We start from the raw sequence: 26,810 nt of genomic DNA, 5'->3' as shown, positions 1-26,810 counted from the left end.
CATGCACAGCGCCCGCGCCTTCGCCAACCAGTACCGCCAGACCAGCGCCACCAGCGCGATCCTCGACGCCAGCCCGCACCAGCTGGTCTCGCTGATGCTCGGCGGCGCGCGTGAACGCGTGCAGCTTGCCATCGCCTGCCTGCAGCGCGGCGACCTCGCCCGCAAGGCGCAGGCGATCAGCTCCGCCAGCGGCATCATCGGCGGGCTCAACAGCACGCTCGACATGAACGCCGGCGGCGAGATCGCCGAAGGCCTGCACGCGCTGTACGACTACTTCCAGCGCCGCCTGCTGGAGGCCAACGGCAACAACGACCCGGCCCCGCTGGCCGAGGTCGACGAACTGCTGGGCGACATCGAGCAGGCCTGGCGCGCCATCGACCCCGCGGCGCCGACCGTGGCGGGAGGCGCCGCGTGATCCCGCTGCTGCCGATCGCGACCGTGCGCCAGGCGCTGGACGCCGGCGATTTCGACCGCGCCTCGGCCCTGCTGGCCGAGCACGAGCGGCAGGTCCGCGCCGCGGTCGCCAGCGCGCCGCCGGACGCCGGCAGCCGCGCCAACTGGCTGGCCCTGCTGCAGGCCCAGCGCGAACTGGTCAGCGACCTGCAGGCCGCCCGCAGCCACGCCGGTTCGGGCCTGCAGCGCCTGCGCGACAGCCACCGCGGCGCGGCCGCCTACAGGACCGCCGCCGGATGAACGCCGACAGCGCCCGCGACGAGGTTTTCGGCGACTCGCTGGCCTGCGAGGAGGTGCGCCCGGCCGCGTTCGTGCCCGGCGCGCTGTCGCCGGCCGCCGCACGCACCGCCTGCCTGCGTGGCGAGAGCCTGCTGCGCTCGCTGGCGGTGGTCGAGGACAGCCGCGGCGACGACACCGACGAACACGGCGCCGCCGACGTGGTCCTGCACCGCATCGAGGCCAAGCTCGACCTGCTGACCGCGCTGGTCGCGAGCCGCTTCGGCGAGCATTTCGACCCGCGCCGGCCGTTGCGCTGGTCGTCACTGGGCGCCTGCCTGGAGGTCGACGAGGTGGTCGCCCCCGGCACTGCCGGCGCCTTGCGCGTGCAACCCTCCGACTGGCTGCCGGAGACCCTGCTGCTGCCGGCCACCGTGCTGGCCAGCGTCGCCCACGGCCGCGGCCAGCAGCTGTGGCTGCGCTTCGGCCCGCTGACCCCGGCGCTGGAATCGGCGCTGGCACGGCACCTGTTCCGCGTCCACCGCCGTGCGATCGCCGAGAGCCGGCGGGGGCGTTAGGCGCATCGACACCAGGCCACGGGTTTCCCGTAGGAGCGACGCAAGTCGCGACCCACTGGCAATCGGGTCGAGCGGACGCCCGGGGGTGGTGGTGGCGTGATCGGGCGAGCACGGATTCGCGTTGTCCGCGGCTTGACCGGGTGGTCAGTGGGTCGCGACTTGCGTCGCTCCTACAAAAGCGCGAGGCGCTCCGCTAAGGTGACCGGGCGCACATTACAAACAGGGACACCCTCCACGTGCGGGTACTGATCTGCGACGACCACACCCTGATCCGCGCCGGCCTGCGCCGGTTGATCGAGTCGTTCGACGGCATCGAGGTGGTGGCCGAGGCGGCCAGCGCCGACGAAGCGGTGATCCGTGCCGGCGAGGCGCTGCCCGACGTCGTCCTGCTGGACCTGTCGATGCCCGGTCGCAACGGCTTCGAGGCCCTCGCCGAGCTGCACCGCACCTGCCCCGGTTGCGCGGTCGTCATCATGTCGATGCACGACGACGCCAGCCACGTGCGCGAGGCACTGGCCCGCGGCGCCAAGGGTTTCGTGGTCAAGGAGGCCGCTCCGGCGGAGCTGGAGATCGCCCTGCGCGCGGCGTTTGCCGGCCGCACCTTCCTCAGCCCGCAGGTGTCGGCGCCGCAGCTGGCCACCACCCGCGCGGCCACGGCCGGCCAGGGCGGCGTGCATGCGCTGCCGCCGCGCCAGCGCGAGATTCTCGCGGCGATCGGTGCCGGCCGCAGCACCAAGCAGATCGCCGCCGACCTCGGCATCAGCGTCAAGACGGTCGAGACCCACCGCGCCCGGCTGATGGATGCCCTCGGCTGCCGCAACGCGACCGAGCTGCTGCGCACCGCGATGCGGATCCACGGCGACCTGTAGGTTTGCCGCCCGACGCCGGGCGGACCTGCGTCCCAATACCGGCAAGTCGTTGCGGCCGTCCAGCGTGACCGGCGTACCGGAAAAACGGCGGTTGTGTCGGGGATTCCCCCACACGGGTCGGGCCAACCCCGGCGGATGACGGGTTCCTCCCGATGCGATCGCCGGCGCGCCTTCTGCAGGATTCATGCCGCAGCCAGCTTCAAGACGGCGGCATGGACCGGGAGGGAGCGAAGTGAAGACCAGCGTCAGGGCCCAGCTCACGCAGGGCGTCAATCTCACGCCGCAGTTGCTGCAGTCGATCCGGCTGCTGCAGCTGACCGCGCCGCAGCTCGAGCTGGAGCTGCGCCAGGCGCTGGACCGCAACCCGATGCTGGAGCCGGTGGACGACGACGAGGCCGGGGAAGCCGACGCCGTCGATACCGCCACCGACGCCGAACTCGAGGCCGCGGCGTGGGACGAGCTGCCCGACCCGGTGTTCCTGTCGGGGGGCGGGACCGGCGGCGCCGACGACGACGCCTGCGCGCGCATCGCCGCGGGCGAGTCGACCGACTGGCGCGTGCGCCTGCTGCAGGAGCTGTCGTTCGAATGGGGGGACGGCGCCCTGCGGCAGGCGCAATGGTGGCTGGACCACTGCGACGACCATGGTCTGCTCGAAGGCGACCCCGGGGAGCTGGCCCGCGAGGGGGCGGCCGCCCTGACGACCACCGCCGCCGCGCTCGAAGCCGCGCGCCAGCGCCTGCTGCACGGCGCCTGGACCGGCGTCGCCGCGGCCAGCGCCGCCGAGTGCCTGCTCGCGCAGCTGGCGAGCCATCCGGCCGACGCCACCCGCTCACTGGCCGAGCGCATGGTCGGCGAGCAGATCCACGCACTCGCCGCGCACGACAATGCCGCGCTGGCCCACGCACTCGGCGCCGATGCCGACGCGGTTGCCGCCGCCACCGCGCTGGTGCTGTCGCTGCGTCCCTCGCCGGTCGAACCGCCGGCGGCCGAGGACGACGGCCACGTCATTCCCGACGTCAGCGTGCGCTTCCTCGGCGGCCAGTGGCGGGTCGCGCTGAACGGCCGCGCCACCCCGCGCATCCGCATCGCCGCCCATTGCGAGCAGGCTCTGGCCCACGCGCCGGGCGACCAGAGCGTGCTGCGCGGCCTGCTCGACGAGGCACGCTGGCTGGTGCGCGGCATCGCCATGCGCAACGACACCCTGCTGCGCACCGTGCAGGTGCTGGTGGAGCGCCAGCGCGCGTTCCTCGAACGCGGCGAGGAGGCCATCGCGCCGCTGACCCTGCGCGAGGTCGCCGATGCGATCGGCATGCACGAGTCCACCGTCTCGCGCATCACCAGCGGCAAGTACATCCAGACCCCGCGCGGCACCTTCGAGCTGAAGCGGCTGTTCGCCGTGCGACTGGAGGGCGCGGCGGTGTCCGGCGCGGCGGTGAAGGCGATGGTCAAGCGCCTGATCGACGCCGAACCGGGCCACGCGCCGCTGGCCGACGACGTCATCGCCGGCCTGCTCGCACGCCGCGGTGTCCGCATCGCGCGGCGCACGGTGGCAAAGTACCGGGACCAGCTGTCGATCCCGTCCGCGCGCCAGCGCTGCAAGCCGGCCCTCGCGGCCTGATCCGGAGACACCGATGAGCACCGTCAGACTGCTTCTGGTCGACGACCACGAAGGCTTCATCAACGCCGCGATGCGCCACCTGCGGCGCACCGAATGGCTCGACATCGTCGGTTCGGCCGGCAACGGCATCGAGGCGATCGCCCAGTGCGAGGCGCTGCGCCCCGACGCGGTGCTGATGGACCTGGCCATGCCGGAGATGGGCGGGCTGCAGGCCACGCGCCTGATCAAGGCGCAGGACAACCCGCCGTACATCGTCATCGCCAGCCATTTCGACGACGCCGAGCACCGCGAGCACGCACTGCGCGCCGGTGCCGACGCCTTCGTCAGCAAGCTGTCGTACATCCACGACGTGGTGCCACTGCTGCAGGCACTGGCCGACCGGCACACCACCGCCAGCCAGGCGTAAGCGACGATGAGCGAATCACGCATCCTCGTCGTCGAGCGCGACATGGACCGCGCCGAACACGTGGCGACGCTGCTGGAGTTCATGGACTTCAACCCGCGCATCGTGACCGAGGCATCCGACATCGACCTCTCCCGGGCGCGTGGCAGCGACTGGGTCGCGGTGGTGGTCGGCGACACCGGCGGCGGCGACGACTGGCTCGGCTTCGTCGACTGGCTCAGTGGTCAGCCGCTGCACCCGCCGCTGCTGGTATTGCCCGGCCACCCGCCCGACGCCGCCTGGCGCGAGCGCCTGCACCCCGAGACGCAATGGCCGCTGGACTACCCGCTGCGGCGCGTGCAACTGCAGGAGGCGCTGCGCCGCGCCAGCCTCAAGCGCATCGACGAGGACGAACGCCGCGAGCAGAACGCCGGTGGTGGCCCGACCGGCCGCAGCCCGGCGGTACTGGAGCTGTCGCGGATGATCGACCAGGTCGCCCCGTTCGACACCACCGTGCTGATCCTCGGCGAGTCCGGCACCGGCAAGGAGGTCGCCGCGCGCGCGGTGCACCAGCGCTCCAGGCGCGCCAACAAGCCGTTCGTCGCGATCAACTGCGGCGCGATCCCGCCGGACCTGCTCGAGAGCGAACTGTTCGGCCACGAGAAGGGCGCGTTCACCGGCGCCCTGACACAGCGCAAGGGCCGCTTCGAGATGGCCGAGGGCGGCACCCTGCTGCTCGACGAGATCGGCGACATGCCGATGCCGATGCAGGTCAAGCTGCTGCGCGTGCTGCAGGAGCGCAGCTTCGAGCGCGTCGGCGGCACCCAGCTGATCCACTGCGACGTGCGCGTGGTCGCCGCGACCCATCGCAACCTCGAGGCCCATATCCACGAGGGCAAGTTCCGCGAGGACCTGTTCTACCGCCTCAACGTGTTCCCGATCGAGATGCCGCCGCTGCGCGAGCGCGTCGCCGACCTGCCGGACCTGATCGCCGCGATCACCCGCCAGCTGGCCGAGAGCGGCCGCGGCCGGGTCAGCCTGGGCAGCGGTGCGGTGGCCGCGCTGGCCCACTACGACTGGCCGGGCAACGTGCGCGAGCTGAGCAACCTGCTGGAACGGCTGGCGGTGCTGCACCCGTCGGGCATGGTGAAGGCGTCCGACCTGCCGGCGCGCTACCGCGCGGCGATGCCGGAGACGATCGAGGACGACCTGCCGGCCGGGCTGCCGGCCGCCGCCAACGACGCCGCCCCGCCGCACCCGGCCAGCTACTCGCCGACCACCACCCTGCCAGCCGAAGGCCTGGACCTGCGCAGCCACATCGCCGAGATCGAGCTGGAACTGATCCGCGCCGCCCTGCAGCAGGCCGACGGCGTGGTCGCCCATGCCGCACCGCTGCTGGGCCTGCGCCGCACCACCCTGGTGGAAAAGCTGCGCAAGTACGGCATCGAGCGGGACTGAGAACCGCATCGCCGGGACGCGCCGGCGGCGCGACGGGTTCCCGGCACATCCGTGGCACGCGGCTTGCCTATGAACGGGCAGACCCGCCGGACGCGCAAGCCACGCCATGACCGACGCGATTTCATCGATCCTTTCCCAGATCCGCGCCCACGAGATGCGTGCGCGCGGGCCGCTGGCCGACGCGCCGGCCGGCAACGCGATCAACCCGCAGGGGCTGCGGCCGGAGGGGATCGGCCGCGCCGGCGAGGCCGCCGAGGCCGGCGCGCCGGGCTTCGGCGCCACCCTCAACAACGCGCTCGACAACGTCAGCCGCGCCCAGCGGGTGTCGGGCGAGTTGCAGGCGGCGTTCGAGATGGGCGACCCGCGCGCCGACCTTGCGCGGGTGATGGTGGCGATGCAGCAGTCCTCGGTCGCGTTCAAGGCCACCGCGGAGGTCCGCAACCGGCTGGTCCAGTCCTACCAGGACGTCATGAACATGCCGATCTGACGCACGGCCCCGCCCACCCCACTTCCCCGTCCCCACGCCCACGCCCCGCGCCCGCGGGGATGACGAGCCGAGACACCACGCATGAGCGTCATCACCCTTCCCAAGAACGCCGCCAGCAGCCTCAAGGACCTCGGTCCGCTGCAGGACATCCCGGCGGTACGCCAGATCGGCCTGTTCGCGCTGGTCGCCGCGGTCATCGCGCTGGGCCTGTGGCTGTTCTTCTGGACCCAGAAGCCGAGCTACGTGCCGGTGTTCGCCGGGCTCGACGCGCGCTCCACCGCCGAGGCCAGCGAGCTGCTGCGCACCGCGCAGATCCCCTACCGGATCGACCCCGGCAGCGGCGCGCTGTCGGTCGAGACCGACCAGGTCGGCAAGGCGCGGCTCGCATTGGCCGCGGCCGGGTTGCCGGCGGCCGAGGGCGGCGGCTTCGAGACCCTGCAGGGCGACCAGGGCTTCGGCACCAGCCAGTTCGTCGAGAACGCCCGCTACCAGCACGCGCTGGAGACCGAGCTGGCCCGCACCATCGCCAACCTGCGCCCGGTGCGCGAGGCCCGCGTGCACCTGGCGCTGCCCAAGCCGAGCGCGTTCACCCGCCAGAAGGAGCCGGCCAGCGCGTCGGTGGTGCTGCACCTGCGCAGCGGCAGCGTGCTCGAACCCGGCCAGGTCGCCGCGATCGAGCACCTGGTCGCCTCCAGCGTGCCGCAGATGCCGGTCGACAACGTCACCGTGGTCGACCAGTTCGGCCGCATGCTGTCCAACGACAACCCCGACAGCGAATCGGCGCTGACCGCGCAGCGCTTCGAGCAGCAGCGCCGCGCCGAGGCGGTCTACGTGCAGCGCATCCAGGAGCTGCTGGAACCGCTGGCCGGCCCGGGCCGCATCAGCGCGCAGGTCAGCATCGACATGAGCTTCGCCGAGACCGAGCAGGCCAGCGAGACCTACGGCCCGGACCCGGCGATGATCCGCAGCGAGCAGATCTCCGAATCCGGCGACCTCGCCGCGCTGCAGGGCCCGCAGGGCGTGCCCGGCGCGGCCAGCAACAACCCCGACACCGCCGCGGCCGCCGCCGCAGCCGCCACCCCGCAGGCTGCCACCGGCGGCACCGGCACCGGCGCGCGCACCGCGGTGCGCAACTACGAGATCGACCGCACCCTCACCCACACCCGCCAGGCACCGGGCCAGATCACCCGCGTCACCGCCGCGGTGCTGGTCGACAACGTCCCGCAGACCGCCGCCGACGGCAAGACCAGCTACCGCGCGCTCACCGACAACGAACTGGCACGCATCGAGACGCTCGTGCAGCAGGCGATCGGCTTCAACGCTACGCGCGGCGACACGGTGTCGGTGGTCAACGCGCCGTTCGCACGCGGCGATGCACTCGACGCCCCCGAAGCGCCGCCGTTCTGGCAGCACCCGCGCGCGCAGGAGCTGCTGCGCATCGGCCTGGGCGGGCTGGCGGTGCTGGTGCTGATCCTGACCGTGCTGCGGCCGGCGTTCCGCCAGTTGCTGGCGCCGCGCGCGCCGCAGACCGCGGTGGTCACCGTGCTGCCGGAGGACGAGGAAATCCCGGTCTCGCTGTCCTCGCCGGCCGAGAAACCCAAGCCGCAGCCACGCGTCACCGCCGAGGCGGCGATGAACTTCGACGAGAAGCTGACCGTCGCCAAGACCGCGGTCGCCAATGATCCCAAGCGGGTCGCCAACGTGGTGCGCAACTGGGTGGAATCCGATGGCTGAGGCAACGGCCGGCGGCCGCAAGCTCGACGTGTTGACCGGCACCCAGCGTGCCGCGGTGGTGCTGCTCTCGCTCGGCGAGACGCAGGCGGCCGAGGTGCTCAAGCACATGAGCGCGAAGGAAGTGCAGAAGCTCGGCCTGGCGATGACGTCGGTCGGCGGCATCTCGCACGAGTCGGTCGCGCAGGTGTTCGACGACTTCGTCGACGTGCTGGCCCAGCCCGGCGCGCTCGGCTCGGCCGACGACTACATCCGCGCGGTGCTGACCCAGGCGCTCGGCGAGGAGCGCGCCAGCAGCCTGATCGACCGCATCCTCGCCGGCCGCAACACCTCCGGGCTGGACACGCTGAAGTGGATGGAGCCGCGCGCGATCGCCGACCTCGTGCGCAACGAGCACCCGCAGATCATCGCCATCGTCCTGTCCCACCTCGACCCCGACCAGGCCGCCGACGTCATCAAGGTGCTGCCCGAGCGCGTGCGCCCGGACGTGCTGGTGCGCATCGCCACCCTCGACGGCATCCCGCCCAACGCGCTCAACGAGCTCAACGACGTGATGGCGCGGCAGTTCTCCGGCAGCCAGAACATCAAGTCGTCGTCGGTCGGCGGCATCAAGGTGGCGGCCAACATCCTCAACTTCATGGACTCCGGCCAGGACGAGGTGATCCTCGGCAGCATCGGCGAGATCGACGACGCGCTGGGTGGCCGCATCCGCGACCTGATGTTCGTCTTCGACAACCTCGCCGACATCGACGACCGCGCGATCCAGACCGTGCTGCGCGACGTGCCGTCCGACAAGCTCGCCGTGGCCCTGCGCGGCGCCGACCCGCGCGTGCGCGAGAAGATCACCACCAACATGTCGCAGCGCGCGGCCGAGATCCTGCTGGAGGACATGGAGGCGCGCGGCCCGGTGCGGCTGGCCGAGGTGGAGGCGGCGCAGAAGGAGATCCTCGCCACCGTCCGCAAGATGGCCGATGAGGGCACCATCCAGCTGGCCGCCAAGGCCGAGGCCTTCGTATGAGCGAGACCCTGCTGCAGGCGCGGTTCGCCGACGCCTCCGGCGCGGTGCGCTGGACCGCGCCGGGCTTCGAGTACGTCGAACCCGAACCTCTGCCGCCACCGCCCAGCGTCGAGGATCTGCAGGCGCTCGAGCGCGCCGCCCACGAGGAAGGCTACGCCGCCGGCCATGCCGAGGGGCTGGCCAGCGGACAGGCCGAGGTGCGGCGCCAGCTGGCCCGCATCGAGGGCATCCTCGACGGCTTCACCCGGCCACTGGCAAGGCTCGACTCGGAGGTCGCCGACGCGCTGGGCGACCTCGCCGTGCGCATCGCCGGCGCCCTGCTCGGTCGTGCCTACGCGGCCGACCCGACCCTGCTGGCCGACCTCGTGCGCGAGGCGCTGGACGCGGTCGGCACCAGCTCGCGCGAGGTCGAACTGCGCCTGCACCCGGACGATCTCGGCGTGCTCGCGCCGCACCTGGCCGGCCTCAGCGGCGTGCGCCTGACCGCCGATTCCACCCTCGGCCGCGGCGAGCTGCGGCTGCACAGCGAAAGCATGCGCATCGACGGCACCCTCGCCGCCCGGCTGCAGGCCAGCCTCGACGCGTTCGCCAACACCCCGCCGGAGCCGCGCGCATGACTTCGGTCGCCGCCGAACACTGGGAAGAAGCCCGCAACCTGCGGCTGGCCGCGCGGCTGGACGGTTCCAGCGCGCAGCCGCCGTCACTCGGGCTGGCCCGCGAGGGCGTGCTGCGCCGCGCGGTCGGCCTGACCCTGGAGGCGTCGGGTTGTTCGGCGCCGCTGGGTTCACGCTGCCGGGTCGAGACCGCGGGCGGTCGCTGGGTCGACGCCGAGGTGGTCGGCTTCTCCGGCGACCGCACCTTCCTGATGCCGACCGCCGACCTCGCCGGCCTGCTGCCCAACGCGCGCGTGGTCAACACCCGCCAGCAGGGCGAAGTGGCCGTCGGCGAGGGCCTGCTGGGCCGCGTGATCGACAGCGACGGCGTGCCGCTCGACGGCCGCGGCCCGATCCGCCCCGAAAGCTGGGTCGGCCTCGGCGGCGAGGCGATCAACCCGCTGATGCGCGAGCCGATCACCCGTTCGCTCGACGTCGGCGTGCGCGCGATCAACGCCCTGCTGCCGATCGGCCGCGGCCAGCGCATCGGGCTGTTCGCCGGGTCCGGCGTCGGCAAGTCGACGCTGCTGGGCATGATGACCCGCTACACCGCCGCCGACGTGATCGTGGTCGGGCTGATCGGTGAGCGCGGCCGCGAAGTGCGCGACTTCGTCGAGAGCACGCTCGGCGAGGAAGGCCTGCGCCGCTCGGTCGTGGTCGCCACCCCGGCCGACCGCCCGCCGCTGGCGCGCCTGCACGGTGCGCTGCGGGCTACCGCCATCGCCGAGTGGTACCGCGACCAGGGCCTGCACGTGCTGCTGCTGATGGATTCGCTGACCCGCTTCGCCCATGCCCAGCGCGAGATCGGCCTGTCGGTCGGCGAGCCGCCGACCACCCGCGGCTACCCGCCGAGCGTGTTCGCCAAGCTGCCGCAGCTGGTCGAGCGCGCCGGCAACGGCGCCGACGGCCGCGGCTCGATCACCGCGTTCTACACCGTGCTGACCGAGGGCGACGACCAGCAGGAGCCGATCGCCGACGCCGCCCGCGCGATCCTCGACGGCCACATCGTGTTGACCCGCCGGATCGCCGATGCCGGCCAGTACCCGGCGATCGACGTCGAGGTGTCGGTCAGCCGCGTGATGCAGGAGATCACCGACGCGTCGTGGCGCGAGCGCATCCGCAAGCTGAAGCGGCTGATGGCGGCCTACAACGCCCAGCGCGACCTGATCGCGATCGGCGCCTACCAGCGCGGCAGCGACCCGCTGGTCGACGAGGCGGTGGCGCGCTGGCCGAGGATCATGGAGTTCCTCGGCCAGGACGTGGCCGAGGCCTCCGATGTCGAGGCCAGCCGCGCCGCGCTGGCCCGCTTGCTCGACGACGGCCGCGAGGCTGCGCCCGCCACCGCAACCCCCCAGATGCCCACCCCGGCCCAGGAGCCTGCCCGATGACGCGCTCGCAACGGCTCGACCCGCTGCTGCGGGTCAAGCAGCAACACCAGGACGACGTCGCCCGCGAGGTCGCCGAGCGCGACCGTGCCGTGGCCGAGCAGGAGGAACGGCTGGAGGCGCTGCGCCGCTACGCCGCCGAGTACTCGGCACCGGCCGCGGCATTGACCAACCCGGCGCTGCTGGCCAACCGGCTGGCATTCCGCGAACGCCTCGACGCCGCCGTCGCCCAGCAGGTGCGCGTGGTCGACAACACCCGCCAGCACGCCGACGTCGAGCGCGCCCGCCTGATGCTGGCCAGCCGCGAGACCCACGTGCTGGAGAAGCTGTCGGCCAGCTATCGCGCCGAGGAGTCGCGCGCCGCCGAGCAACGCGTGCAGCGCGAGCTCGACGACCTCGGCGCCCGTCGCGTGCGCAACACCACCCGCGACGACGGCGAGGTGCCGGCGTGATCGCGTCGGGGCTGGCTTCGGCGCCGTCCGCCGCGCCGTCGGGCGACGGTGGCCGGGCGTCACGTGGCAATGGCGGTGGGCGGGACGGGGACAGCTTCGAGCGCTTGCTGGATCCCGCGGCGGCACGTCCCGCGGCCGGGGCGGATGCGCGGGCTTCGCAGTCGCGCGGCTCGCAGGCCCGCGACGACGGTTCGCGCTCGGCGGACGAGCGCTCGCGCGCCGGCGAGGCGACCGGCGCCGCCGGTTCCAGCGATGCGTCGCCGGGCACCGCCGCACGCGCGGAGCGGCGGGAAGGCGACGGCGACGCGTCCGCCGCGACAAAGGATTCGGCCGATGCACGGGGCGGGGACGCCGCCGATGCAACGCTGCCGGACCAGCTGTTCGCGATGATCGGCGGATGGCGCGAGACCGCGCCGGCGCCGGGCATCGGGCCGCCGCCATCCGGCGCGCCGGGCGGCACCGCTGCGATGCCGGCGGCCACACTGTTCCCGACGGCTACCGCTGACGGATTGCCCGCGACCCTGCTCGCCTCCGGACCCGTCGCGGCCACCACGCCGGCCGGCGCGGCAGCCACTTCCGACACCGCCGCATCCACCCTCGCCGGCCTGGCACCCCTGCCCGCGATGCCCGTGGCCACGGACACCGCAGTCGGCTCCGCCGGCAGCGCCCCGCCGGTCGACTTCGCCCCGGTGCTGGAGCAGTCCGCCGACGGCACTTCGCCCGACCTCATCCCCGAATTCGAGACCGGCGAGCGCACCCTGCCGCCGGGCGCCACCGGCAGCACGCCCACCGGTGCACGCCCCGTCACCGCCGCCGGCCAGCCGCCGCTCGCCTTCCCGGCCGACCCCGACGCCGGCTTCGACGACGCCTTCGGTGCGCGAATCGGCTGGCTCGCCGAGCAGCGCATCGGCCACGCCGAGATCCGCCTGAACCCGGAGACCCTCGGCACCATCGACGTCCGCCTGCAAATCGACGGCACCCGCGTCGTCGCCGAGTTCCAGTCGGCCCACGCCGACGTCCGCCACGCGCTGGAGAACAGCGTCGGCCGCCTGCGCGAACTGCTCGGCCAGCACGGCCTGCAGCTGGCGCACAGCGACGTCGGCCAAGGGCGTGGTGACGGTGCCGGCGACAGCGCCGGCGGGCGCGCCGGGACCGTGGCCGGCAACGCTGACGGCATCCACGCCGACGGCCGCAGCGAGCGCGCACCGGTGCAGCTGCGCACCCGCGGGCTGCTCGACGAGTACGCCTGAACCCGGCATCCGCGGAAACCCGTCACCGCTCCGTTCACCTTCGCGTCAAATCACCGGCGGCAACCCGGCGCGCATCGCGGCACACCCCTTGCACGGTAACCGGCACCGACAGCCGGAGTGATCGCGTGCCTGCCCAGAGTTCCACCGCCCCCGCCACCAAAGGCAGCAAGCTGCCCTGGATCATCATCATCGTGCTGCTGCTGGCCATCGCCGGTGGTGGCGGCTGGTGGTTCATGCAGGCCCGCGCCGCGCCGCCGGCCACCGACGGTGCACAGGCGCCGGCCGCCGCCCCCGGCCGTGCGCCGGCCCGCTACTACGCGCTGGAGCCGGCATTCGTGGTCAACCTCGCCGACACCGACGCGGTCCGCTACCTGCAGGCCGACGTCCAGCTCATGACCCGCGACGCGGCCACCTCCGCCGCGCTGGAGTTGCATACCCCCGCCATCCGCAACCGCCTGCTGCTGCTGTTCGGCCAGCAGTCGGCCGCGCAACTGGCGCAGCGCAGCGGCAAGGAGCGGCTGCAAGAGAAGGCCAGGGCCGAGGTCGTCGCCGTGCTCAAGGCCGAGGCCGCGCCGGCCAAGGTCGAGGCGGTGCTGTTCACCAGCCTGGTCACCCAGTAACGCACCCGGACACGAGCCATGAGCGACCTGCTGTCACAAGACGAAATCGACGCCCTGCTGCACGGCGTCGACAGCGGTGCGGTCGACACCGAGGACGCCCCGCCGGCGCCCGGCGAGGCGCGCAGCTACGACTTCGCCAGCCAGGACCGGATCGTCCGCGGCCGCCTGCCGACGCTGGAGATGATCAACGAGCGCTTCGCCCGCACCTGGCGCATCGGCCTGTTCAACCTGCTGCGGCGCTCGGCCGACCTGTCGGTGCGCGGCGTCGACCTGATCCGCTTCGGCGAGTACATGCATTCGCTGCAGGTGCCCAACAACCTCAACATGGTGAAGATGAAGCCGCTGCGCGGCACCGCGCTGGTGGTGTACGAGCCGCGGCTGGTGTTCACCGTGGTCGACAACTTCTTCGGCGGCAACGGCAAGTACCACACGCGCATCGAGGGCCGCGAGTTCACCGCCACCGAGATGCGTGTCATCCAGCTGCTGCTCAAGCAGACCTTCGCCGACCTGGTGGAGGCGTGGGCGCCGGTGATGCCGGTCGAGTTCGAGTACCTCAACTCCGAGGTCAACCCGCACTTCGCCAACATCATCAGCCCGCGCGAGTACATCGTGGTCAGCCGCTTCCACGTCGAGCTTGAAGGCGGCGGCGGCGAGTTCCACGTGTCCATCCCCTACTCGATGCTCGAGCCGATCCGCGAGCAGCTCGACGCCGGCGTCCAGAGCGACCGGGTGGAGCGCGACGAGGGCTGGACCCGCGCGATGCGTACCCAGCTGCAGGACGCCGAGGTCGAACTGGCCTGCGCCCTGACCCAGCGCCAGATCAGCCTGCGCGAGCTGTGCCGGCTGAAGGTGGGCGACGTGATCCCGATCGACCTGCCGCAGACCGTGCAGTTGCAGGTCGAGCAGATGCCGCTGTTCTCCGGCGAGTTCGGCACCCACAACGGCCGCAACGCCATCAAGGTCACCGCGGTCCACGCCGCGCGCACCGTCCCCTCAATCGCCAGCCTGACAACCACGCCATGAACGCATCCGATTCCGCCCAGCTTGCCGATCCGGCCCGCGCCTCGTTCGAGTCGCTGACCGCCGACGCCACCGCCGGCGCCGACCTCAACCTCGACGTGATCCTCGACGTCTCGGTCGCGCTGTCGCTCGAGGTCGGCCGCGCGCGCATCCCCATCCGCAACCTGCTGCAGCTCAACCAGGGCTCGGTGGTCGAGCTCGAGCGCGCGGCCGGCGAACCGCTGGACGTGTTCGTCAACGGCACGCTGATCGCCCAGGGCGAGGTGGTCGTGGTCAACGACCGCTTCGGCGTGCGCCTGACCGACGTGGTCAGCCCGGCCGAGCGGATCAAGCGCCTGCGATGAAACCGTCACCGATCACCGCCGACGCCGCCGGCGTGGCGCAGACCTGGCCGCTGCTGGCGAGCGCGGGCGCGACCGTGGTCGAGCCGCTGCCGGCCGCTGGCGCGGGTGATGCCGCGGCCGGCGTCGCCGCCGTGGCGCCCGCCGCGTCGGCGCAAACCGATGCCACTGCAGCGACACTCGCACCCGCTTCGGCCCACGCGCGCTTCATCGAAACGTCGACCAACGCCACGACGACCGCCCCGCGCAGCGCCGCCAGCGCCTTCACCGAGGGCCAGCCGGTCGCGACCGCCACCACCGCGCAGCCGACGGCCGCTCCGCTCGGCGCCCCGCCCAGCGGCGCCGGCATGGTCGGCACCACGGTGGTGACGCTGCTGCTGGTGATCGGTTTCATCCTGCTGCTGGCGTGGCTCGCCAAGCGCATGCCGGGCATTGGCGGCGCCGCCAACCCGGCGCTGAAGGTGGTCGGCTCGCTGGCGCTCGGTCCGCGCGAGCGCGTGGTCGTGGTCGATGTCGGCGGCACCCAGCTGCTGCTCGCCACGGGTCCCGGCGGCACCCGCACCCTGCACACGCTGGAGCAGCCGCTGCCGGTCGCGGCCGGCACGCCGTCGCCGTTCGCCCAGGTGCTGGCGCAGCAGTTCGGGAAGAAGCCGCGATGACCGCGTCCGGCCTGCACCCAAGCCGCGAGGTCGTCGCCATTCCCGGCCGGCGCAACCCGGCCACCCGCGCCGCCCGCCTGCTGCGCATCGGCATGGCGCTGATGCTGCTGTTCGCGGCGGCACTGTTCATCGCCCCGGCCGAGGCGCAGACCGCGCCGGCCGCCACTCCGGCGGCCTCCGCGCCGGCCACCGCGGTCCCGGCGGCCAGCCAGCCGCTGCCGTCGGTCAACGTCGGCAACATCGGCGGCGAGCCGGTCAGCATGCCGCTGCAGGTGCTGCTGCTGATGACGGCGATCACGCTGCTGCCGGCGGCGCTGCTCGGCCTGACCGCGTTCACCCGCATCATCATCGTGCTCGGGCTTCTACGACAGGCACTCGGCACCGGCCAGACCCCGTCCAACCAGGTGCTGCTGGCGCTGGCGCTGTTCCTCACCGCGATGGTGATGATGCCGGTGTTCGACCAGGCCTGGGTCACGGCGATCTCGCCCTACCTCAACGACCAGATGGAGTTCCGCCAGGCGTGGAGCGCGGCGCTGGAACCCTTCCGCGGCTTCATGCTGGCGCAGATCCGCGAGAACGACCTGATGACCTTCGCCGGCCTGTCCGGCACCGGTCCCTACGCGTCACCACAGGACGTGCCGTTCGGCGTGCTGGCCGCGTCGTTCCTGACCAGCGAACTGAAAACCGCGTTCGAGATCGCGTTCCTGATCTACATCCCGTTCGTGATCATCGACCTGGTCGTGGCCAGCGTGCTGATGTCGATGGGCATGATGATGCTGTCGCCGATGATGATCTCGGCGCCGTTCAAGATCCTGCTGTTCGTGCTGGTCGACGGCTGGGTGCTGGTGGTCGGCTCGCTCGCCGCCAGCTTCAACACCTGAGGCGCGCACGATGAGTCCGGAAACCGCCCTCACCGAGATCGGCCGCGGCCTGCAGATGGCGCTGCTGCTGGGCGCGCCGCCACTGCTGGCGGTGCTGGTGATCGGCGTGGTGGTCGGCATCCTGCAGGCCGCCACCCAGATCAACGAGCAGACCATCGCCTTCGTCGCCAAGGCCATTGCGCTGGTGGCGGTGCTGGCGGTGACCGGGCACTTCCTGCTCGGCCGGCTGGTGTCGTTCACCACCGACCTGTTCCAGCGCATCCCGCACCTGATCGGCTGAGCGCGCGCGCCCGATGGATCCGGTCACCGCCACCACCGTCGACGGGCTGAACCTGTTCGGCATGCTCGCCGCGGTGCTGTGGCACCTGCTGCGGATCGGCGCGGCGCTGCAGGTGCTGCCGATGGTCGGCGGCCGCGGCATGCCGATGCGGGCGCGGCTGGTGCTGGCTCTGGCGCTGTCGGCGGCGATGTCGACGATCCTGCCGGCGCCGCCACCGGCCGCGGTCGACGCGGCCACCGTGCTCAACGTGATCCGCGAGTTCGCCGTCGGCATCGCGCTGGGGCTGGTGCTGCGGCTCGCATTCGAGGCCGGGCAGTTCGCCGGCGAGCTGGTCAGCCAGGGCATGGGCCTGTCGTTCGCGACCATGGCCGACCCGCTCAGCGGCGCCTCCTCGAACGTCCTGTCGCAATGGTTCTTCCTGGTGTTCGGGCTGCTGTTCTTCACCCTCGACGGCCACCTGGCGCTGGTCAACCTGCTGGTCGACAGCTACCACGCGCTGCCGATCGGCACGCCTCTGGCGGACGTGGCGGGCTTCCTCGCCGCGCTGCCGGCGTTCTTCGGTACCTGTTTGCGGGTCGGGCTGCTGCTGGCGCTGCCGGTGATGATGGCGCTGCTGGCGTCCAACCTCGCCTTCGGCGTGCTGTCGCGCGCGGCCGCCTCGCTCAACCCGATCCAGATCGGCCTGCCGGTCGCGCTGCTGGTCGGGCTGGTGCTGATGTCGCTGCTGGCACGGGAACTGCAGGGGCCGGTGCAGCGGCTGTTCGAGGACGCCTTCCTCGCGGCCCGCGCACTGACTCCATAGCAACCGGGCCGGCCGTCCGCCGCCCACGACAGGGCCGGCGAGATGGCGAGCGAAGACAAGGACGACCGCACCGAACAACCTACCGAAAAACGCCTTCGCGACGCCCGCGAAAAGGGCGACGTACCGCGCTCGCGTGAACTCGGCAACGTCGCGGTGCTGGGCACGGCGACCGTCGCCCTGATGGTCACCGCGTCGTCGCTGGCCGATGCCGGCCAGGGCTGGCTGCGCGGCGCGCTGATGCTCGACCCGGCCCTGCTCGGCCACCCCGACCGCCTGCTTGCCCACAGCGCGCGGCTGGCCGGCGGGCTGGTCCTGCCGGTGCTGCCGATGCTGGCCGCGGCGCTGCTGGCGTGCCTGATCAGCCCGGCGGTGCTGGGCGGGCTGCGGTTCTCCACCCAGGCGCTGCAACCGGACTTCAAGCGGCTCAACCCGGCATCCGGCCTGGCCCGCATCTACGGCAAGGAGGGCTTCGCCGAACTGCTGCGCTCGCTGATGCGCGTCGGCCTGGTGCTCGGCGTCGGCGCCGCGATGGTCTACCGCGGCTTCCACGAGCTGGTGGCGATGCCGGGGATGTCGCTGGAGGAGGCGATCAGGACCGGGCTGGATACCGCGCTCTGGGCGCTGCTGGCGATGGTCGGCTCGCTCGCCGTGCTGGCCGCCGTCGACGTGCCGTGGCAGCACTACCGGCACCGCAGCAAGCTGAAGATGACCAAGCAGGAGATCCGCGACGAGTTCAAGGAGATGGAAGGCAACCCGGAGGTCAAGGCCAAGGTCCGGCAGATCGCCCAGCAGATGTCGCAGCGCCGGATGGTGGAGGCGGTGCCGACCGCCGACGTGGTGGTGACCAACCCGACCCATTACGCGGTCGCGCTGAAGTACGACGCCGGCAACATGCGCGCGCCGAAGGTCGTGGCCAAGGGCGTCGACGAGATGGCGCTGGCGATCCGCGACGTGGCCGGCAAGCACCGGGTCGCGGTGCTGGAGGCGCCGCCGCTGGCACGCGCCTTGTATCGGCAGGCGCAGGTCGACCAGGAAATCCCGGTGAAACTCTACGCCGCCGTCGCGCAGGTACTGTCCTACATCTACCAGCTCAGGCGCTGGCACCCGGCCCACGGGCCCGCGCCGGTGCTGTCGCAGGTCGACGTCGGCGCCGATGGCGCGCCCGACAGCGGTGACGGGGAGCCGACGCGATGAGTTCGCAGAGCCGGCTTTCCGGCGTCGCCGCCGCGGTCCGCAACGGCGCCGCCGCCCCGGTCATCGTGCTGGCGCTGCTGGCCATGGTGGTGGTGCCGCTGTCGCCGCTGATGCTGGACGCGCTGTTCACCATCAACATCGCGCTGTCGCTGGTGGTGATGATGGCGGTGGTCTACGTCAAGCGGCCGCTGGAGTTCTCGGTGTTCCCCAGCGTGCTGCTGCTGGTGACCCTGCTGCGGCTCGGCCTCAACGTCGCCTCCACCCGCGTGGTGCTGCTGCACGGCCACGAAGGCCCGGCCGCGGCCGGCCACGTCATCGAGTCGTTCGCGCAGTTCGTGATCGGCGGCAGCTATGCGGTCGGCATCGTGGTGTTCGCGATCCTGACCATCATCAACTTCGTGGTCGTGACCAAGGGTTCGGGGCGCATCTCCGAGGTGTCGGCGCGCTTCATCCTCGACGCCCTGCCCGGCAAGCAGATGGCGATCGACGCCGACCTCAACGCCGGCCTGCTCAGCCGCGAGGACGCCAAGGCCCGCCGCGAGGAGGTCCGCGAGGAAGCCGACTTCTACGGTTCGATGGACGGTGCCAGCAAGTTCGTCCGCGGCGACGCCATCGCCGGCCTGCTGATCCTCGCGATCAACCTGGTCGGCGGCATCCTGATCGGCCTGATGCAGCACGACATGGCCTTCGGCGACGCGGCCCAGGTCTACACCCTGCTGGCAATCGGCGACGGCCTGGTGGCGCAGCTGCCGGCGCTGCTGATCTCCACCGCGGCGGCGATGCTGGTCACCCGCGCCACCCGCGAGCAGGACATGGGCCCGGCGGTGCGCAAGCAGGTGTTCGGGCAGAAGCGCGCACTCATCGTCGCGGCGCTGCTGATGGGGCTGGTCGGCATTGTGCCGGGCATGCCGAACATCCCGTTCCTGGCCCTGGCCGCAGTGCTGGGCTATGCCGCCTGGCAACTGCACAGGCGCGGCGCCACCGAGGCGCGGGTCGAGGAGGAGTCCGCCGAACTGGCCAGCGCCCCGACCACCGCCGAACTGAGCTGGGACGAGGTGCGCCCGGTCGAGCCGCTCGGGCTGGAGGTCGGGTACAAGCTGATCGCGCTGGTCGACAAGGCCCAGGGCGGCGAGCTGCTGGCGCGGCTGAAGGGCGTGCGCCGCAAGCTGACCCAGGACCTCGGTTTCCTGATCCCGGCCGTGCACGTGCGCGACAACCTCGAACTGGCGCCGGGCCAGTACCGCATCCTCGTCCACGGCGTGCCGGTGGCGACCGGCGAGCTGCACGCCGACCGCGAACTGGCGCTCGACCCCGGCCGCGTGTTCGGCCCGCTCGATGGCATCCCCGGCAAGGACCCGGCGTTCGGGCTGGACGCGGTGTGGATCCAGAAATCGCAGCATGCCCACGCCGAGTCGCTCGGCTACACCGTGGTCGACGCCGCCACCGTGGTCGCCACCCACCTTTCGCACGTGGTGCGCGAGCGCGCCTCCGAGCTGCTCGGCCACGAAGAGGCGCAGCAGCTGCTCAACAGCGTCGGCAAGGCGGCGCCGAAGCTCGTCGAGGAATTGACGCCCAAGCTGCTGCCGCTGTCGGTGGTGGTGCGGGTGCTGCAGTCGCTGTTGGTCGAAAAGGTGCCGCTGCGGCAGATGCGGCAGATCGTCGAGGCCCTGCTGGAGCACGGTGCCCACACCCAGGACCCGGCCACGCTGACCGCCGCGGTCCGCACCGCCTTGGGCCGCTTCATCGTGCAGGAGCTCAACGGGCTCAACCCGGAGCTGCCCGTCTACACCCTGGCGCCGGCGCTGGAACGGGTATTGCAGGACTCGGTCAACGGCCAGGGGGCCGCGCTGGAACCCGGACTCGCCGAGCGGCTGCACCAGAACCTCAGCGATTGCGTGACCCAGCAGGAAGGCCGCGGCGAACCCGCGGTGCTGCTGGTCCCGGCGGGCATCCGCGCAACCATCGCGCGGCTCGTCCGCCACAGCGTCCCCGCGCTGTCGGTGCTGGCCTACACGGAAGTGCCGGAAGACAAGCGGCTGCGCCTGGTCGGCGCGGTCGGCTGAACACAACGAGGCACCGCCACCGCGGTGCGGGACGAAACGAGAACGGCACGAGCCGGAGTGGTCAGGGGTAGTTGATGAGAATCAAGCGATTCATTGCCAGCGACATGCGCACCGCGCTGCGGATGGTCCGCGACGAACAGGGCCCGGACGCGGTGATCCTCTCCAACCGGCCGTGCGAGGGCGGGGTGGAGGTGGTCTCGGCCACCGACTACGACGAGGCGCTGGTGCACCAGGCGCTGCGCGCCGCCGCGCCGGCGATGGTGCGGGTACCGTCGATGCCGGCGCAGGCCGCGCCGGCCGCCAGGCCCGTTGCGGTGCCGACGCCTGCCCCGGCGGAGGCGCCACTGCCGTCGTTCGCCGGTGTTGCGACCGCGACCCCGCCGCCGGTCCGCGAGACCCTCGCCAGCCGCGCCCGCGCGGTGTTCCGCATCGGCGACGCCAACCGCCCGGCATCGAACGAGCCGACCCTGGCCGAGCTGACCGGCGACGCGAACCCGGCGCCCGCCACCACCGCGCCGGCCGGCAACGCCCCGTCCCGCGCGAACGATACCGCCGACACGGGCGCCGGCCGCTTCGACGCGATGATGGCTGCGCTCGGCGTGCCGGCCGCCGCCCTGCAGGAACCGGCCGACGACGTGGTCGCCCTGTCCGGCGCCGCACGGTCGGCCGCCAACCAGGTTTCCCCGCCGGCGTCGCCGCGGCCGGTCGCCGGGCAGGACGCCACGGCGACGGCCGCGCCGGCGCAGGTTCCGGCTGCGGTTGCCACGCAGGCCCTCGCTGAAGAGCCGGCCGCGGTCACGGCATCCGCACCGAAGCTCGAACTGACCCTCGAACCGCTGCCCGAGCCGCAACCGGAACCCGAAACCGAAACCCCCGCGCACCCGGAACTGACGCTGGAGCCGGTCGCCGGGGCGGAGCCGGCCAACGACCCCGCCGACGCCCCCCGCCACCTGCACGCCGTCCCGCGCTGGGACGCCGACCCCGCCGTCGCCGCGATGCGCGAGGAGCTGGCGACCATGCGCCAGCTGATCGAGCGCGAGATGGGCCAGTTCGCGGTCGAGCGCCTGAAGGGCTCGCCGGCGCGCGCCGCCGCGTTCGACACCCTGCTCGGCTACGGCTGCGACGAATCGCTGGCGCAGACCCTCGCGGCGAAGATCGACCCCGCCCTCGACCCCGCCCGCGTGCACGCGCCGATGCTGGCCGAGCTGGCCCGCATGCTCACCGTCACCCGCGAGGAGCCGATCGAGGACGGCGGCATCATCGCCCTGGTCGGCCCGACCGGCGCCGGCAAGACCACCACCGCAGCCAAGCTCGCCGCCCGCTTCGCCGCCCGCCACCGCGCCCGCGACGTCGCCCTGGTCACCACCGACTTCGAGCGCGTCGGCGCCTGCGAGCAACTGCACGCCCACGGCCGCCGCCTCGGCATCACCGTCTGCGAGGCCAACGGCCCGGAGGCGCTGCAGCAGACCCTCGACCAGCTGCAGGACTACCCGCTGGTGGTGGTCGACACCGCCGGCTACGGCGCCCGCGACCGTGCCCTGCTCGGCCAGATCACCTGGCTGCGGGCCACCCAGAACGTGCGCAGCCTGCTGGTGCTGCCGGCCAACGGCCACCCGCACGACATGAACGAGGTGGTCCGCCGCTACCGCATGGCCAGCCCGGAGGGCGTGGTGCTGACCAAGCTCGACGAGACCGGCCGCCTCGGCGCCGCCCTGTCGACCGTGATCCGCAACGGCCTGAGCCTGGCCTACACCACCGCCGGCCAGCAGGTCACCACCGACCTCGCCGCGGCCGATGCCTCCCGCCTCGTGCTGCTACTGGAGAAATTGCGCCGTGCTGCCGATAACCCCCTTGCCACCGAGGACCGTCATGCCGTCGCCTGACCACAACCCGACCTTCCCGGCGACGCAGCCCGGCGCTGCGCCGGCGCCCGTGCGCGTCATCGCCGTGGCCAGCGGCAAGGGCGGCGTCGGCAAGACCAGCGTCTCGGTCAACCTCGCGCTGTCGCTGCAGAACGCCGGCCAGCGCACCCTGCTGCTGGACACCGACCTGGGCCTGGCCAACGTCGACGTGATGCTCGGGCTGTCGCCTCGCTTCACCCTGGCCGACGTGTTCGCCGGCCGCTGCGAGCTGCGCGACACCCTGCTGCAGGGCCCCGGCGGCATCTGGATCGTCCCGGCCGCCTCGGGCAAGCGCCACATGACCGAGCTGCTGCCGCAGCAGCACGTCGGCCTGGTGCACGCCTTCAGCCAGCTCGACGTGCCGATCGACACGATGGTGGTCGACAACGCCGCGGGCATCGCCGATGGGGTGCTGACCTTCTGCCAGGCCGCGCAGGACGTGATCGTGGTGGTCTGCGACGAGCCGGCCTCGGTCACCGACGCCTACGCCCTGATCAAGGTGCTCAGCCGCGACCGCGGCGTCAGCCGGGTGCAGATCCTCGCCAACCAGGTGCAACACGCCGCCGAGGGCCGGCTGCTGTTCGACAAGCTGCAGCGGGTCACGTCCAAGTTCCTCGACGTCACCCTCAACTACCTCGGTGCGATCCCGCGCGACGAGTGGCTGCGCCGCGCGGTGCAGCGGCAGGAGGCGGTGGTCGACGCGTTCCCGTCGGCGCCGGCCTCGGCCGCGTTCCGCGACATCGCCCGCCGCGCCGGCCAGTGGCAGAGCCCGCAGGGCCCGCGCGGCCACGTCGAGTTCTTCATGGAGCGCCTGATCGCGCAACCGTCGAGGAGTGCCGCCGCATGAGCACCGCCGCTGCCGCCTATCGCGCCCACCAGCCCAGCGAGACCGCACTCGTGGTCGAGCGCCACGGCGAGCTGGTGCGCCGCATCGCCCACCACCTCGCCGCACGCCTGCCGGCCAGCGTCGAGGTCGACGACCTGATCCAGGCCGGCATGCTCGGCCTGATCGACGCCGCCCGCAATTTCCAGGCCGACCAGGGCGCCGCGTTCGAGACCTACGCATCGATCCGCATCCGCGGCGCGATGATCGACGAGATCCGCCGCGGCGACTGGGTGCCGCGTTCGGTCCACCGCAAGTACCGCGACGTGGTGGCCGCCACCCGCGCGGTCGAGCAGGACACCGGCCGCGCCGCCACCGCGCAGGAAGTCGCCGCCCAGCTCGAAGTGCCGCTGGACGAGTACCACCGGATGCTGGAGGACGCCGCGCGCGGGCAGCTGATCAGCCTCGACGCGCACATCGAGGAGCACGACGGCGAGCCGCGGCTCGCCTCCACCGGCAGCGCCAGCCCGGCGCGCGAGTTCGAGCACACCGCCTTCCGCGAGGCGCTCGGCGGCGCGATCGGCGACCTGCCCGAGCGCGAACAGCTGGTGCTGTCGCTGTACTACGAGCAGGAGCTGAACCTGCGCGAGATCGGCGCGGTGCTGTCGATCAGCGAATCGCGCGTCTGCCAGATCCACGGCCAGGCGATGTTGCGCCTGCGCGCGCGGCTGGGCGACTGGCGCGAGGAAGCCCAGCTCGACGACGAATGACGGCCTCCGCCGCCGCCCCCTTTCCCGGACACTCCGCTGCACGAGCCTGACCCATGGACAAGAACATCAAGATCCTGATCGTCGACGACTTCTCCACGATGCGACGCATCGTCAAGAACCTGCTCAACGACCTGGGCTTCTTCAACACCACCGAGGCCGACGACGGCTCCACCGCGCTGGTGGAACTGCGCAAGGGCCCGTTCGACCTGGTCATCACCGACTGGAACATGCCCGGCATGCCCGGCATCGACCTGCTCAAGGCGATCCGCGCCGACGCCTCGCTGGCCAGGATCCCGGTGCTGATGGTCACCGCCGAGGCCAAGCGCGAGCAGATCATCGAGGCCGCGCAGGCGGGCGTTAACGGCTACGTGATCAAGCCGTTCACCGCGTCCACGCTCGGCGACAAGCTTGGCAAGATCTGGGAGCGGCTGGAGTCGGCGGCGTGAGCACCGCGGCGACCGGCACGGACGAACCGGCCCGGGGCCTGCCCGAGCAGGACCGCCAGCTGATCACGCGGCGCCTGCACGCGGCGCTGTGGGCGCTGGAGCACGACGACCACGCCGGCTGGCGGGCCAACGTCGACGAGCTGATCCAGTGGCGCACGCAGCCGTTCGTGCAGGGGCTGGCGCGGATCGCACGCGAGCTCGAACTCGCGCTCGGCGATGCCACCAGCCACGGCGGCTCGCTGCCCGACGCCTGCGCGCGTCTGGAGCACGTGGTCACGCTGACCGAGACCGCCAGCATGCGCACGCTGGACCTGATCCAGGAGTGCTCGGGCCTGCTCGGCCGCCTGCAGTCCGGCGACGCGAGCCAGCCCGACGCGGTTGCCGGCATCCGCGAGCGGCTGTCGGAAATGACCGCCGCGCAGGGCTACCAGGACCTCACCGGGCAGATCATCCTGCGCGTGGTGGAGCTGGTGCGTGCGGTGCAGGAAGGCCTCGGCGAGGTCACCGGGCCGAGCGCGCCGCTGCACCTGTCCAGCCGCGGCAACGGCCCGTCCATCGCCGGCCTCGACCCCGCCCCGGCGACCCAGGACGACGCCAACGAACTGCTGTCCTCGCTGGGGCTCTGACGCATGAACGCCGCGTTCGAAGGCAATGACATCTGCGCCGACTTCCTGATCGAGGCGCGCGAGATCCTCGACCAGCTCGGCGAGCAGATGGTCGCGCTCGAACGCAGCCCGGCCGACCGCGAATGCCTCAACGCGGTGTTCCGCGGCTTCCACACGATCAAGGGCGGCGCCGGCTTCCTCGACTTCGCGCCGATGGTGGCGATCTGCCACGCGGTCGAGGACCGCCTCAACGCCGCGCGCAGCGGCGAGGTGCCGCTGGATGCCGACGCCTTCGACGGCGCCCAGCAGTCACTGGACCTGCTGGTCGACCTGCTCGACTGCGTGGCCGCCGGCGAGACGTTGATGCCGGCGCCACAAAGGCTGCTGGACGGTCTGCGCGCCGGTTCCGGCGGTGCCGCCGCGCCGGCCGCGAGCGGCGCCGACGCCGCGCCGGCCGGCATCGGCGAGGACCTCGACGACCTCGATTTCGACGCGTTGCTGGACAGCCTGCACGGCGCCGGCAACCTGCCCGGCAGCGGCGAGGCCGCGCCCGCGGCGACGCCGGCAGCGCCCGCCCTGGCACCGGTGAAGCCGGCGCCTGCAACTCCAACCGAGGCCACGCCGCCTGCACCACGCAAGCCGGCCGCGGCCGCCCACGCCGAAGACCCGACCGTGCGCGTCGACGTGCGCCGGCTCGACGCGATGGTCAACCTGGTCGGCGAACTCGTGCTCGCCCGCAACCGGCTCAAGACCATCCGCCCGCGCCTGCGCGACGACGAGCTCGACCGCGCGGTGACGACGCTCGACGCCGCCACCTCGCGCCTGCAGTCGGCGGTGATGATGGCGCGCATGCAGCCGGTCGGCCGCGTGTTCTCGCGCTTCCCCAAGCTCGCCCGCGACGTCGCCCGCCAGTTGCAGAAGAAGGTCGAGCTGGAAGTCATCGGTGCCGAGACCGAGCTCGACCGCAACCTCGTCGAAGCCCTGTCCGACCCGCTGGTGCATCTGGTCCGCAACGCGATCGACCACGGCATCGAAAGCCCCGATGCGCGCCTCGCCGCCGGCAAGCCGGCACAGGGCCAGGTGGTGCTGAGCGCGCAACAGGAAGGCGACCACGTCGCCATCGAGGTGCGCGACGACGGCGCCGGCATCGACCCCGACCGGATCCGCGACAGCGCCGTGCGCAAGGGCCTGATCGAGGCCGACGCCGCCGCCCGGCTGTCGCCCGACGAGTGCCTGCAACTGATCTTCATGGCCGGCTTCTCCACCCGCACCGAGGTCAGCGACCTGTCCGGCCGTGGCGTCGGCATGGATGTGGTGCAGTCGAAGATCCGCGAGCTGTCGGGCGAGGTGCAGATCCAGTCCGAGCCCGGACGTGGCAGCCGCTTCCTGATCCGCGTCCCGCTGACTCTGGCGATCCTGCCGACGCTGCTGGTCGAACTGGCCGGCGACGTCTACGCGTTGCCGCTGGTGCGCGTGGTGGAGGTGCTGTCGCACGAGCGCGGCGCGGCGATGCAGGTCGACGGCCAGACCGTGCTGGACCTGCGCCAGCAACCGGTGCCGCTGCTGTCGCTGCGGCAGTGGCTCGGCGTGCCCGGCACCGCGCTGGAGGAACCCACCGCGGTGGTCCTGCAGTCCGGCGAACAGCGCTTCTGCCTGTCGGTGGACAGCGTGCGCGGGCGCGAGGAAGTCGTCATCAAGGCGCTGCCGAAAACCCTGCGCGGACTGGCCGGTTACGCCGGTGCCAGCCTGATCGGCGACGGCCGGATGGCGCTGATCCTCGACGTCGACGCGCTCTACCGCACCGGCGTGCGCGGCAACCGCTGACCGCACCCGCATCGCCCCGCCCACCTCAAGA

Annotated in this window: 29 protein-coding genes; all 29 read left to right on the top strand. The window is 72.4% G+C overall.

What is annotated here, in order from left to right; all coding sequences use genetic code 11:
• Window position 1 precedes the first annotated feature (1 nt).
• Complete coding sequence (gene fliS / locus N799_RS02650; RefSeq protein ID WP_036207460.1) at window positions 2-415, top strand: flagellar export chaperone FliS; 414 nt, start codon at window positions 2-4, stop codon at window positions 413-415.
• Window positions 412-693, top strand: coding sequence for a hypothetical protein (locus N799_RS02645; protein ID WP_036207457.1), 282 nt, complete (start codon window positions 412-414; stop codon window positions 691-693). The genes fliS and N799_RS02645 overlap by 4 nt, the downstream gene beginning before the upstream one ends.
• Window positions 690-1,247, top strand: coding sequence for a PilZ domain-containing protein (locus tag N799_RS02640; RefSeq protein ID WP_036207454.1), 558 nt, complete (start codon window positions 690-692; stop codon window positions 1,245-1,247). The genes N799_RS02645 and N799_RS02640 overlap by 4 nt, the downstream gene beginning before the upstream one ends.
• Window positions 1,248-1,483: 236 nt before the next feature.
• Window positions 1,484-2,116 (top strand): response regulator transcription factor, encoded by a 633-nt coding sequence (locus N799_RS02635; RefSeq protein WP_036207451.1) that lies wholly within the window; start codon window positions 1,484-1,486, stop codon window positions 2,114-2,116.
• Window positions 2,117-2,348: 232 nt separating this feature from the next.
• Window positions 2,349-3,734, top strand: a complete 1,386-nt coding sequence (gene rpoN / locus N799_RS02630; RefSeq protein WP_036207448.1) for an RNA polymerase factor sigma-54 — start codon at window positions 2,349-2,351, stop codon at window positions 3,732-3,734.
• 13 nt (window positions 3,735-3,747) lie between these two features.
• Window positions 3,748-4,140 (top strand): response regulator, encoded by a 393-nt coding sequence (locus N799_RS02625; protein WP_036207445.1) that lies wholly within the window; start codon window positions 3,748-3,750, stop codon window positions 4,138-4,140.
• Between the two features lie 6 nt (window positions 4,141-4,146).
• Window positions 4,147-5,574 carry a sigma-54 dependent transcriptional regulator gene (locus N799_RS02620; RefSeq protein ID WP_036207443.1) on the top strand — a complete coding sequence of 476 codons (1,428 nt, stop codon included), beginning with the start codon at window positions 4,147-4,149 and terminating at the stop codon, window positions 5,572-5,574.
• A gap of 106 nt (window positions 5,575-5,680) precedes the next feature.
• The gene (gene fliE, locus N799_RS02615) at window positions 5,681-6,061 is read left to right on the top strand and encodes a flagellar hook-basal body complex protein FliE (RefSeq protein WP_036207440.1); all 381 of its coding nucleotides are present in this window, start codon (window positions 5,681-5,683) and stop codon (window positions 6,059-6,061) included.
• An 81-nt stretch (window positions 6,062-6,142) separates the two neighbouring features.
• Window positions 6,143-7,795 carry a flagellar basal-body MS-ring/collar protein FliF gene (gene fliF, locus N799_RS02610; protein WP_036207436.1) on the top strand — a complete coding sequence of 551 codons (1,653 nt, stop codon included), beginning with the start codon at window positions 6,143-6,145 and terminating at the stop codon, window positions 7,793-7,795.
• Window positions 7,788-8,810, top strand: a complete 1,023-nt coding sequence (gene fliG / locus N799_RS02605) for a flagellar motor switch protein FliG (RefSeq protein ID WP_081974663.1) — start codon at window positions 7,788-7,790, stop codon at window positions 8,808-8,810. The genes fliF and fliG overlap by 8 nt, the downstream gene beginning before the upstream one ends.
• Window positions 8,807-9,427, top strand: coding sequence for a FliH/SctL family protein (locus tag N799_RS02600; RefSeq protein WP_036207433.1), 621 nt, complete (start codon window positions 8,807-8,809; stop codon window positions 9,425-9,427). The genes fliG and N799_RS02600 overlap by 4 nt, the downstream gene beginning before the upstream one ends.
• A complete protein-coding gene (gene fliI / locus N799_RS02595; RefSeq protein WP_081974662.1) occupies window positions 9,424-10,851 on the top strand; it encodes a flagellar protein export ATPase FliI in 1,428 nt (475 codons plus the stop codon). The genes N799_RS02600 and fliI overlap by 4 nt, the downstream gene beginning before the upstream one ends.
• Window positions 10,848-11,300, top strand: a complete 453-nt coding sequence (gene fliJ / locus N799_RS02590) for a flagellar export protein FliJ (RefSeq protein ID WP_036207430.1) — start codon at window positions 10,848-10,850, stop codon at window positions 11,298-11,300. The genes fliI and fliJ overlap by 4 nt, the downstream gene beginning before the upstream one ends.
• A gap of 104 nt (window positions 11,301-11,404) precedes the next feature.
• A complete protein-coding gene (locus tag N799_RS14270; protein WP_152597786.1) occupies window positions 11,405-12,550 on the top strand; it encodes a flagellar hook-length control protein FliK in 1,146 nt (381 codons plus the stop codon).
• A 125-nt stretch (window positions 12,551-12,675) separates the two neighbouring features.
• Window positions 12,676-13,170: a flagellar basal body-associated FliL family protein gene (locus N799_RS02580; RefSeq protein WP_036207427.1), complete on the top strand. Its 495-nt coding sequence runs from the start codon at window positions 12,676-12,678 to the stop codon at window positions 13,168-13,170.
• 18 nt (window positions 13,171-13,188) lie between these two features.
• Window positions 13,189-14,193: a flagellar motor switch protein FliM gene (gene fliM, locus N799_RS02575; RefSeq protein ID WP_036207424.1), complete on the top strand. Its 1,005-nt coding sequence runs from the start codon at window positions 13,189-13,191 to the stop codon at window positions 14,191-14,193.
• A complete protein-coding gene (fliN, locus tag N799_RS02570) occupies window positions 14,190-14,534 on the top strand; it encodes a flagellar motor switch protein FliN (protein WP_036207421.1) in 345 nt (114 codons plus the stop codon). The genes fliM and fliN overlap by 4 nt, the downstream gene beginning before the upstream one ends.
• Window positions 14,531-15,190: a flagellar biosynthetic protein FliO gene (fliO, locus tag N799_RS15110; protein WP_052101090.1), complete on the top strand. Its 660-nt coding sequence runs from the start codon at window positions 14,531-14,533 to the stop codon at window positions 15,188-15,190. Before fliN ends, fliO begins: the two co-directional genes overlap by 4 nt.
• A gap of 38 nt (window positions 15,191-15,228) precedes the next feature.
• Window positions 15,229-16,071 carry a flagellar type III secretion system pore protein FliP gene (gene fliP, locus N799_RS02560; RefSeq protein ID WP_036207748.1) on the top strand — a complete coding sequence of 281 codons (843 nt, stop codon included), beginning with the start codon at window positions 15,229-15,231 and terminating at the stop codon, window positions 16,069-16,071.
• Window positions 16,072-16,081: 10 nt separating this feature from the next.
• Window positions 16,082-16,351 carry a flagellar biosynthetic protein FliQ gene (locus N799_RS02555; protein ID WP_036207417.1) on the top strand — a complete coding sequence of 90 codons (270 nt, stop codon included), beginning with the start codon at window positions 16,082-16,084 and terminating at the stop codon, window positions 16,349-16,351.
• A gap of 13 nt (window positions 16,352-16,364) precedes the next feature.
• Complete coding sequence (fliR, locus tag N799_RS02550) at window positions 16,365-17,153, top strand: flagellar biosynthetic protein FliR (RefSeq protein ID WP_036207415.1); 789 nt, start codon at window positions 16,365-16,367, stop codon at window positions 17,151-17,153.
• Between the two features lie 42 nt (window positions 17,154-17,195).
• Complete coding sequence (gene flhB, locus N799_RS02545; protein WP_036207412.1) at window positions 17,196-18,347, top strand: flagellar biosynthesis protein FlhB; 1,152 nt, start codon at window positions 17,196-17,198, stop codon at window positions 18,345-18,347.
• Window positions 18,344-20,410, top strand: a complete 2,067-nt coding sequence (gene flhA / locus N799_RS02540; protein WP_036207410.1) for a flagellar biosynthesis protein FlhA — start codon at window positions 18,344-18,346, stop codon at window positions 20,408-20,410. Before flhB ends, flhA begins: the two co-directional genes overlap by 4 nt.
• A gap of 74 nt (window positions 20,411-20,484) precedes the next feature.
• The gene (locus N799_RS02535) at window positions 20,485-22,293 is read left to right on the top strand and encodes a hypothetical protein (RefSeq protein ID WP_036207407.1); all 1,809 of its coding nucleotides are present in this window, start codon (window positions 20,485-20,487) and stop codon (window positions 22,291-22,293) included.
• Window positions 22,280-23,158: a MinD/ParA family protein gene (locus N799_RS02530; protein WP_036207405.1), complete on the top strand. Its 879-nt coding sequence runs from the start codon at window positions 22,280-22,282 to the stop codon at window positions 23,156-23,158. The genes N799_RS02535 and N799_RS02530 overlap by 14 nt, the downstream gene beginning before the upstream one ends.
• Complete coding sequence (locus N799_RS02525) at window positions 23,155-23,904, top strand: RNA polymerase sigma factor FliA (protein WP_036207404.1); 750 nt, start codon at window positions 23,155-23,157, stop codon at window positions 23,902-23,904. The genes N799_RS02530 and N799_RS02525 overlap by 4 nt, the downstream gene beginning before the upstream one ends.
• Window positions 23,905-23,957: 53 nt before the next feature.
• Complete coding sequence (gene cheY, locus N799_RS02520) at window positions 23,958-24,350, top strand: chemotaxis response regulator CheY (RefSeq protein WP_036207402.1); 393 nt, start codon at window positions 23,958-23,960, stop codon at window positions 24,348-24,350.
• On the top strand, window positions 24,347-24,976 hold the full coding sequence (locus tag N799_RS02515; RefSeq protein WP_052101085.1) for a protein phosphatase CheZ: 630 nt from the start codon (window positions 24,347-24,349) through the stop codon (window positions 24,974-24,976). The genes cheY and N799_RS02515 overlap by 4 nt, the downstream gene beginning before the upstream one ends.
• A 3-nt stretch (window positions 24,977-24,979) precedes the next feature.
• Window positions 24,980-26,779, top strand: coding sequence for a chemotaxis protein CheA (locus N799_RS02510; RefSeq protein ID WP_036207399.1), 1,800 nt, complete (start codon window positions 24,980-24,982; stop codon window positions 26,777-26,779).
• Window positions 26,780-26,810: the final 31 nt, after the last annotated feature.

Source organism: Lysobacter arseniciresistens ZS79 (genome assembly GCF_000768335.1).
In the GTDB taxonomy this organism is placed as follows: domain Bacteria; phylum Pseudomonadota; class Gammaproteobacteria; order Xanthomonadales; family Xanthomonadaceae; genus Novilysobacter; species Novilysobacter arseniciresistens.
This window is presented reverse-complemented; position numbering and strand designations above follow the sequence as displayed.